Genomic DNA, 9,215 nt, shown 5'->3' with positions numbered 1-9,215 from the left:
TCTAGAGGATAAACGTTATTGACCATGAGTTGCGGATAAGTCGTGAATCCGGAGGGGAGAGGAGACAATGCTCCATCTACCAGCGAAAACCGAGGTGCCGGGATCCCCGCCGATGGAAAACGCGCCCCTTCATGTTGCACTTGCAACATGCTCCTTTAAACATCATCCTCACTCACTTGAGACAATAACTCGGCTGAAGATATATCCTAGGCCTGCCTTTGGAGCCGAGGGTAACAGAATAGATCCAGTTGCGCTCTCAATTAGCGAAAAATGGAATGGCATTAAAGAAGACTTTACATGATTCTATATAGTCGCGAATTTAGCTGAAGAAAATCAGCAGATGCTTTAAACTTAAACAGAAACAGAATCAACGCATTACACAAATTTCCGATTCAACGCTGGTTGTAGGTGCAGACATTGCAAAGAAGATTCACGTGGCTCGAGCAGTAGATTTTCGCGGTATTGAACTTGGAAAAGACTGTACCTTCCATAACGATGCGAATGGGCTGGCGAAGCTTGCGACTTGGATGAAAGATCTTAAACAAGTGCATACGCCTTGCTTTCCCAGACTTTGAAGACGCTTGTGTACTCCGGGAAGAAGCGGTCAAACCAATTGACGATGCGGCCCTTCACTTGTGTCAAGGTGCTAGAGATCCTAGAAAACATTTCTGGTAGTGCACAGATGTTGTCGGTGCCAGGCGTCGGAGTGGTGACGGTAGCAGGGTTTCTGGCTGAAGTAGGGGATATCCACAACTACGACCACGGTCAGCAGATCATTCGTTTGGCCGGTCTGAACTTGAAGGAGAACAGTTCGGGCAAGCGTAAGGGCAAGACGGGAATAAGCAAGCGTGGACGTTCACGACTTCGAGCCCTGTTGTTTTGGGTTGTGATGCCAATGGTAGCCAAGAATCCCGCGTTCAAGGCATTGCATCACTACTATACAACGAGAAGCCAGAACCCGCTGAAGAAGAAGCAATCTATTATTGCGTTATGTGGAAAGCTGATCCGAATCCTCTATACATTGGGGACAAAGCAAAAACAATACGATACAAGAATTGGCATCCACCCCTTGAGAGGTAGAACGAAGGAATGTGAGGGCATAGACCCAGCGTGACATGGGAGGGTAAACCTCGAGGGTGAATGTGTGGAGAGTCTGACATCCTAAGCTCTGTTCCCGCCTACGCTCTGATTCCATTCAGTTGCATGGGATACATTCTCCACTATTACCGCTCAGGCTGTCAAAGTCGAAATATTGAGATTACGTGAGAAAACGGGAGATAACATTACTTTTTAGTGGGAGGGCGAGTTATTATCTGTTTTGTGCTATGGATATACGTTTCGAAAAATGCACAAAAGCTTGGTAAAGTTTACCGACGTGTTTGAGATAAGCAGTAGAACATTTAATGGAAGCCGCAAGCCTTTTGTACCGACGTAATCATCTCAGTCGTTACTTTTCTCTAGGCCTTAGTCCTATAATGATATGGGATCATTTACCTATTGAACTTGTCGTCGAAATAAAGATAGAATAAAAAAGCAAGCAAAACTGCAAAGCGCGGGATTGTTACTGCTAAAGCAGGCAAGACCTAAAATGTTTTCGGAATCGTGCCGCAAGGCGCGCGATTTTGAACGTTTTAGGTCTTTTTTATTGCCCGCAAAACCGGGATAGGGGGTGAAAATCAGAGATTATAACGGTTGAAACAGCGAAATCGGGAAAATCTATGAGATTCTTAGGGAGGAATACGAATGAAAACGAAAGTAGGATTTAAACTCGGAGCACTGGTACTGGGGACAACGATTCTTGCAAGCAGTTTGGCGGGCAACTCTGTGTCGGCCGCTAAAGCAATCGGCGCAGGCGTTGCTGATAATTTCACCGCAATCTGGTCCCGCCAGCAAGCGGAGAAGGTCACGCTGACGAAAGACAATACCGCTCCCGAAGTGAATATAGATTTCGATCTTGTGGCTCCGGATCAATGGGTTTGGGATACGTGGCCTTTGCAAAACCGGGACGGTTCCCTTGCGAACATCAAGGGGTATAGAGTTGCCTTCGCTTTGGTTGCTCCACGCACTTATGGATGGGGCGAGCGCCATACGCATGCCAGAATCGGAATGTTTTACTCGAAAAATGGAAAAGATTGGGTGTACGCCGGGGTTCCGTATGATGAAAACAAAGCTTACGGACATATGCAATGGGCCGGTACGGCAATGCTCGATGAGAACGGCAAAGTGCATCTGTTCTACACGGCAACCACGGATATGAACGCAGGCGGCGGCAAGGCGTGGAACGAGGACAATTGGACGAGCCGGGCGGAGCAGCGTATCGCCAAGACCACCTTTGATATCAGCGCCGACAAAAACGGTGTGCATCTGACGAATGAAGGCGATCACCAAATTATTCTGCAAGCGGACGGCAAGTATTACGAAACAATTCAGCAATTCCAAAACAAAGGAAATATCATTACCGCCTTCCGCGATCCGTTCTTTTTCCGCGATCCAAACACCGGCAAAGAATATATTATCTTTGAAGGTCAAGCGGGCGACAACTATGCGATGAAGCCGGAAAATATCGGCGACGAGGAATACCGCCGTACGCATTCCGTCCCGGATCGGGCGGCTTTGTACAACGGTAATATCGGCATAGCGGAAGTATTGGATCACGACGTTACCAAACTGAAGCTGCTGCCGCCTCTTGTCGAATCGATCGGCACCAACCACCAGTTGGAACGGCCGCATGTTGTCGTCAACGGCGATGAGTACTATTTGTTCACGATCAGTCACACGTTTACTTATGCTCCGGGTCTGACCGGCCCTGACGGCGTATACGGCTTCTACGGCAAAGGCGGCCTTCGCGCAGACTACAAACCCATGAACGGCAGCGGACTCGTCGTCGCCAATCCGGCTTCCAATCCTTATCAAGCCTATTCCTGGATGGTTCTTCCCAATCAACAGGTGATTAGCTTCGTTAACGAGCCGAGAGATGGAAACGGCAATGTCAAATTTGGCGGCACGTTCAACACCACGCTGAAAATCAACCTGAGCGGCGACAAATCGGAAGTCGGTAAAGAGGAGCAAGCCGGTGAAATCAAGCCGTTTGGCGCGAACCGCTAAACGGTCCCGATCGGGGACGAACCAACTGGAGAGGAGCAAGCAAACAATGATTCGAATCAACATGAAGGGCTTGGCTGCCGCCGCATTGGCCGCGTGTATCGTCACTTCCGGGTTGCCCGTACAACCTGCGTTCGCACAGGGGGGAGAACAGACAGTCAACTGGACCCGGGAAGACGTCTCGAAAATCGATCTGAATCAAGATAATACGTTGCCTTACATCGATGTAAGCAAGCTGGAAAAGATGGCTCCCGGCTACCACATCTGGGATACGTGGCCGCTGCTGGACCGCGACGGGAACATCGCATCCTACAAAGGCTGGAAAGTGATCTTCTCGCTTTCCGCCCCGAATACTGTTCTTCCCGGCAAAGTGCACGATATTGCGACGATCCGCTACTTCTACTCGAAGAACGGCAAAGACTGGACCCTGGGCGGCGAATTGTTCCCGGCGGGAACAGCGCTCGGCCAGCGCCAATGGGCCGGTTCGGCGATGCTCGACGGCGATCAAATTCACGCCTTCTACACCGCGACCGGACGGGAGGGCCAGGCTCAGCTTACCTACGAGCAGCGCATTGCCAGCGCCGCGGGCCGTATTGTGGCCGACAGCACCGGCGTACGCTTCGAGAACTGGGGGCAGCACCGCGTTATTCTGGAACCGGACGGGAAATACTACCAGACCAAAGAGCAAGCGCAGCAAGGGGAAGGCGGCGGCTATGCGTTCCGCGACCCGATGTGGTTCAAAGACCCAAAAACGGGCAAAGAATATTTGCTCTTCGAAGGCAACTCCGGCGGCGCTGTTGGGGAGCGAAGCTTCAAGCCCGAATACGCCGGAAGCGGGGAGTATCTTCAACAGCATCCGGTGCCGGCCGGCGCCGTGCACGCTAACGGCAACATCGGCATAGCCGAAGTGGTGAACGGCGATTTGACGAACTTTAAGCTGCTTCCGCCGCTGATTGAAGCGAACTATGTGAACGAAGAGCTGGAACGTCCGCATGTGGTCGTCAAAGACAAGAAGTATTACCTGTTCACCGACAGCCATATCAACAAATACGCTGAGGGGACGCATGGACCGGAAGGAATGTACGGATTCGTCTCCGACAAGTTGATCGGCGGTTACAAGCCGCTTAATGGAAGCGGCCTGGTCCTGGCTAATCCCCCGGAAAATCCGTACCAAGCCTATTCCTGGTTGGTCACGCCGGAACTGAATGTAGTCGGATTCGCTCATTTCGGCGATCTGGACAACCTAACGATTGGTGATGTAGGCAACCAATCTCCGGAATTCCAGTTCAGCCACTTCGGCGGCACGTTGGCGCCGACGGTAAAGATTTCCATTAAAGGGGATCGAACGCAGATCGAAAAGGTTCTTCCGCAGGGTTGGATCAAGTAAGTCCGCTTTCTATTTAATATTATGGCACACCGCCAAAACAAGCTCGCCCGATGGGCGAGTTTTGGCGTTTTGTTTTTAATTGAAAAGAAGCGAACCGAAAACGAATGGTATAAACGAATGGTATAACAGCTAATAATGCGTAGAGGAGGAGATAGCGATTGCGGACTGAGGCGGAACAAATCGTCGAGAAGCTGCTGCCGCTCTTAGGCGGGAAGCAAAACATCATAAGCGCAGTTCACTGTACGAGCCGACTGCGATTACAGCTGCGTGACGAACAAAAGGCGGATACCGCCGCTGTTGAGAATCTGGATCACGTCGAGGGAGTGTTCAGCAGAACCGGACAGTACCAAATTATTTTCGGCGTTGGCATGGTGAATCGGGTCTATAAGAAACTGGAAGAAGCGATCGCAGATTCGGACGCAAGCAGCGCAAAGTCTTCTGTGAGCGGCCCCACTCCTTCCGCAATCAAATGGACAAAGCGCCATCTCCTCATTTCGTTTACAACAACGTTGTCGAACATCTTTGTCCCAATCCTTCCTTTTATTGTAGCGGGAGGTTTGCTTATCGGATTGGCAGGAACGATCCAATCCGCTCATTGGGCTGCGCCGGACAGCGCCTGGATGAACATGCTTAACTTTTTCTCATCCTCCGCCCTGCTTTTTTGGCCGATCATCGTTGGCTTCAGCGCCGCTAAGGAGTTCGGCGGCACTCCGGAACTGGGCGCTTTTATCGGCGGAATCGTGGCGCATTCCGATATCACGGATATATTCGGCTTGCCGACCGGCTCCATCGGATACCAAGGTACGGTCATTCCTGTCCTGATGTCCGTTTACTTGATGAGCAAGGTTCAGGTAGGGCTGAGGAAAGCCGTGAATCCGTCTATGGCCTTGTTCGTTATCCCGATTATTACGGTCCTGTTCACGGGAATTGTCTCGCTGCTTATGATCGCGCCGCTTGGCGCTTTCATTGGCGGTTTGCTTACTCGAGGACTGGAGTCCGTTTATGTGCACGGAGGCTTGATCGGCGGCTTTCTTTTCGGGGGAGTTTATTCGCTCATCGTGATTACGGGACTTCATCATAGTTTGCATGCCGTTGAGGCAGGTTTGATCTCGGACCCGCATATCGGAGTGAACTTCCTTCTTCCTGTTTGGTCGATGGCCAATGTCGCGCAAGGCGGCGCCGGACTCGCGGTCTATTTGAAAACAAGGAACAAGAAGTTGAAGGATACAGCCCTTCCGGCCTCGATTTCATCTTTTGCGGGCATCACGGAGCCTGTCATTTTCGGCATCAATCTTCGATTGAGAAAGCCGTTTGTTGGTGCTTGCATCGGAGGAGCGGCAGGCGGTGCCTATGTGGTCTTTACGCAAGTAGCGGCGAATTCGTACGGTTTGACGGGGCTACCGATGATCGTCCTTGCGGCCCCGTTAGGCTGGTCCAACTTGTTGAACTATCTGATCGGTTTTGTCCTCGCTGTGGGATGTGCTTTTGCGGCGACCTGGTTCCTTGGATTCGATGAATGTAAAGGAGCGCGCGATGTTTAAGAAGAGTTTTTTCTCGACCAAGCGGAAAACGGAAGAGATCCTGATCTCTCCAATGACCGGCAGAGTGCTCGCGATGGAGGATGTTCCCGACCCCGTTTTCTCCAATAAAAAGGCGGGGCTGGGGATTGCCGTCGATCCGGAAGCGGGTACGGTTGTTTCTCCCGTAGACGGCGAGCTTGTTCACTTGTTTCGCACGAAGCACGCGCTGTGGATTCGTGGCGAAAGTGGCCTGGACATCTTGATTCATATCGGTCTTGATACCGTGTATATGCAAGGAGAGGGGTTCAAGGCATTGGCAGGGTCCGGGGAACGGGTGAAAACGGGCCAGCCTCTTAGCGAGTTTTCGCTCGATTTGGTTCGTAAGAAAGCCGTGAGTGCCATAACGCCGATGTTCCTTATCACTCCCAGTCAGATCGAGCATGCGGAGATTGAACTGCCGGACCGTGCCGAAATGGGAGTCACTCCGTTGATGAAGGTAAAGGTGAAGCCTTACGCCGGAGACTCTGTTGAAAGAAGGGTACACCATGAAGATTAACAAGATACTGAACAACAATGCGATTATTGTCAAGGAACCGGATGGGGAGAAAATTGTCATGGGCGCAGGGATCGCATTTCAGAAGCAGAAGAACGATCCCGTGGATCAATCCCGTATCGAAAAGATCTTTGTTATGAGCGACCGAGCGAAGCATCGACAGCTCGAAGAAATCTTGTCGACGTTACCCGAGGAACATATCCAATTGTCGGAGGAGATCATCTCCTATGGCGAAAGCCAGTTGGGCGTCAAAATAAACGAGCACATTCACATCGCGCTGACCGATCACCTCTCGTTCGCGCTTGATCGCTTGGTTCGGGGAATGGTAATCAAAAATACGCTGCTCAACGAAATTAAAGTGTTGTACGCGAAAGAGTTTCAGATCGGCCTTTATGCAAAAGCGCTCATCAAAGAAAGGCTTGGAATCGATATTCCGGAGGATGAGGTCGGTTATATTGCATTGCATATTTATACGGCCAAGCGAAATGCGGGAGAAATGTCCAAGACGCTCGACATCACCTCCATGATGCGGGACATTGTCAAGGTGATTGAGGATAGCTTGAAGGTCAAACTTGAGGGACATACCGTGTCCTACGAGCGGCTCATTACGCATTTGCGGTTTGCTGTCCAGCGGTCGGAATACGGCGAGCCTTTTCACGAATTGGATTCGGATATGGTCCATATTATTAGGGAAAAATATAAGGAATCGTATGCCGTTGCAAAGAGAGCGGGGGACTTGATCCAAAAGGAATACGGTTTCGTCCTTGACGAATCGGAGTTGGCTTACATCTCCATGCAAATCCAGCGAATTAAAACGAGAGAGATGGTGTAAAAAAATTGAAACGTTTCCATTATCGTGATATGATAAATTCGTGATAGCGCATTCATAAATGCTGGAGGTAATTTCATTGCCAAGTATAAAGATGTTGCGGATTTAGCGGGGATAAAGCCTAAAACAAGGGAGAAAGTGCTCTCGGCTATCCGCCAGCTAAATTATATCCCCAATGAAGTGGCCAGAAACTTTAAGATGCAAAAATCAACCATGGTCGCACGAGCTTGATCGAGAGGGTTTTAAATTAATGCTTTGCAACAGCGGAGGCAAGCCGGAGAAAGAACTGTATTATATCGATATGCTTAATCAGAACAAAGTGGCGGGGATTATCGGGATCAGCTACAACGACATTGATGACAGCGTCAGTACGGATATTCCGATTATCAGCATCGACCCGTCATTTTGCCAAAAAAATTACTTGCGTTACATCGGACAATTTTACCGGCGGCCGTTTTGGACGAAGAGAAGTACTTTGAGAACTTCTTTAAAACTCGGCGCTCAGATCTGGGCACACCGTATTTAAACTTTAAACAGTTTATAGACATATGTACAAAATACGGGTTTTGTGAATATGTAATAAAGAATCGATTTGGGTTTTAATGTTTTAATGTTTTAATGCCTTTTTACTGTTTTTTTAATAATGACTCACTCTAACCGCTATTTGGTTTTTTAGCTTTCTCAAAACATTTAATTTAGTCTCGAATGATTAAAATGTATTGTCACAATATGTATATGGAACAAGAGGTGTCTGATACCGGGGCTGTTCCGCCTACGTATCCGGCTCAACAAACTATGCCTTACTCGGGGACTCCTTACTCTACTTCCCTTTGGTCAACCGATGCCATCATACTTTTAAACTCAATACTCATAAGTTACCAAGAGCCGAGATTACAAAAGTAGTCGCGGCTCCTTGTTTATTTGATTCGAGAGATATTCAGCTAGCTGAACTTAAGGACATGGAAAACGGAAAATGTCAATTATGATACCAATTGGAATTCGAATTGTAATAAATACTCTGTCAACTCCGCTAAAAATCCGTAAGCGAATGGTAGTAAGTCCAACACTTCTTAGACATCCAATGAATGTACCGACTAATGTTCGAACAACAACAATTCTTCCGACTAACCCAGGGGAAATACTTTTAATTCTTCTTTGCGTTTTCAAAGGCACTCTTCTAGCAGTGGTTAAATGGAACTCATTAGCCATTTATCTCTCTCCTTGTAATTTGTTATGTCGTTTGACTTACAACATTAGTCTATGGGGAAGCGCACGTAGATGCGCACGGCATTTACCCAGGTTAATTACGAAGTTCCCAAAGAGGAGCGAAAAAAGAGCCCACCTCAACTTCGGTGGACCACCTTCAGACTTTAGCTCGCTCTTGTGAATGGAAGTCTGCTGCCGGTTTATGAGAAAACCTAGTCCACCCTTCCCTAATCATAAAAATTATTATCATATAGTTCCAAAATGTCCAGCTGTACGCATTTTGCGACATGGGTTGAACAACGGCGGGTCTCCAATTCTCCCCTCCGTTCGTCGAGATCTCAACATTGTTAATGCAACCTGTTCCTGTCCAGGCCAAGCCGTAAATTTGATGCATCCCTTTGTCCAGCACACTCCGATTTAACGGTTACTGAATGATGGAATTCACCTGGATTGTTGTAACGGGGGTTTTCCCTGTATCGCTGCCTTTTTCCGGATAATACATATAATCGATGTCTTCAAAACGCCCGCTAAAGTGAGTACGGATGACGGTAATGCTTCGGAGCCATTTGACGGAAGCCATGGCACTGTCAATTCTTTTAACGGCATACGGATAGAAAA

General features: G+C 48.8%; 7 protein-coding genes and 2 pseudogenes. 7 read left to right on the top strand and 2 right to left on the bottom strand.

What is annotated here, in order from left to right:
• Positions 1–682 precede the first annotated feature (682 nt).
• The 7 genes and pseudogenes from QMG93_RS35505 to QMG93_RS35275 all read left to right on the top strand — a co-directional run.
• A complete protein-coding gene (locus QMG93_RS35505) occupies positions 683–1,114 on the top strand; it encodes a transposase (RefSeq protein ID WP_413789373.1) in 432 nt (143 codons plus the stop codon).
• Positions 1,115–1,743: 629 nt separating this feature from the next.
• A complete protein-coding gene (locus QMG93_RS34740; protein WP_281944473.1) occupies positions 1,744–3,105 on the top strand; it encodes a glycoside hydrolase family 68 protein in 1,362 nt (453 codons plus the stop codon).
• A 46-nt stretch (positions 3,106–3,151) separates the two neighbouring features.
• On the top strand, positions 3,152–4,489 hold the full coding sequence (locus tag QMG93_RS34735; RefSeq protein ID WP_281944472.1) for a glycoside hydrolase family 68 protein: 1,338 nt from the start codon (positions 3,152–3,154) through the stop codon (positions 4,487–4,489).
• A gap of 158 nt (positions 4,490–4,647) precedes the next feature.
• A complete protein-coding gene (locus QMG93_RS34730) occupies positions 4,648–6,030 on the top strand; it encodes a PTS transporter subunit EIIC (protein WP_281944471.1) in 1,383 nt (460 codons plus the stop codon).
• A complete protein-coding gene (locus QMG93_RS34725; protein WP_216793035.1) occupies positions 6,023–6,565 on the top strand; it encodes a PTS glucose transporter subunit IIA in 543 nt (180 codons plus the stop codon). Before QMG93_RS34730 ends, QMG93_RS34725 begins: the two co-directional genes overlap by 8 nt.
• A complete protein-coding gene (locus QMG93_RS34720) occupies positions 6,555–7,394 on the top strand; it encodes a PRD domain-containing protein (RefSeq protein WP_281944470.1) in 840 nt (279 codons plus the stop codon). Before QMG93_RS34725 ends, QMG93_RS34720 begins: the two co-directional genes overlap by 11 nt.
• Before the next feature lie 75 nt (positions 7,395–7,469).
• Positions 7,470–7,867, top strand: a pseudogene (locus QMG93_RS35275) (LacI family transcriptional regulator); the annotation flags it as partial.
• Positions 7,868–8,754: 887 nt separating this feature from the next.
• Here QMG93_RS35275 and QMG93_RS35500 read toward each other — a convergent pair.
• Together QMG93_RS35500 and QMG93_RS34710 are read right to left on the bottom strand one after the other, a co-directional pair.
• Positions 8,755–8,991: a hypothetical protein gene (locus QMG93_RS35500; RefSeq protein ID WP_413789372.1), complete on the bottom strand. Its 237-nt coding sequence runs from the start codon at positions 8,989–8,991 to the stop codon at positions 8,755–8,757.
• Positions 8,992–9,021: 30 nt separating this feature from the next.
• Positions 9,022–9,215: pseudogene (locus QMG93_RS34710) on the bottom strand (hypothetical protein); the annotation flags it as partial.

This window comes from Paenibacillus tyrphae (assembly GCF_027925525.1).
In the GTDB taxonomy this organism is placed as follows: Bacteria; Bacillota; Bacilli; order Paenibacillales; family NBRC-103111; genus Paenibacillus_G; species Paenibacillus_G tyrfis_B.
Note: the sequence above shows the minus strand (reverse complement) of the source record. Positions and strands in the feature narration are given on the sequence as shown.

Bases quoted from the DNA above. Each gene is read 5' to 3' on its own strand.
- QMG93_RS34725 (WP_216793035.1), top strand. From the start codon at position 6,023: ATGTTTAAGAAGAGTTTTTTCTCGACCAAGCGGAAAACGGAAGAGATC.
- QMG93_RS34740 (WP_281944473.1), top strand. From the start codon at position 1,744: ATGAAAACGAAAGTAGGATTTAAACTCGGAGCACTGGTACTGGGGACA.
- QMG93_RS35500 (WP_413789372.1), bottom strand. From the start codon at position 8,991: ATGCATCAAATTTACGGCTTGGCCTGGACAGGAACAGGTTGCATTAAC.
- QMG93_RS34720 (WP_281944470.1), top strand. From the start codon at position 6,555: ATGAAGATTAACAAGATACTGAACAACAATGCGATTATTGTCAAGGAA.
- QMG93_RS35505 (WP_413789373.1), top strand. From the start codon at position 683: ATGTTGTCGGTGCCAGGCGTCGGAGTGGTGACGGTAGCAGGGTTTCTG.
- QMG93_RS34735 (WP_281944472.1), top strand. From the start codon at position 3,152: ATGATTCGAATCAACATGAAGGGCTTGGCTGCCGCCGCATTGGCCGCG.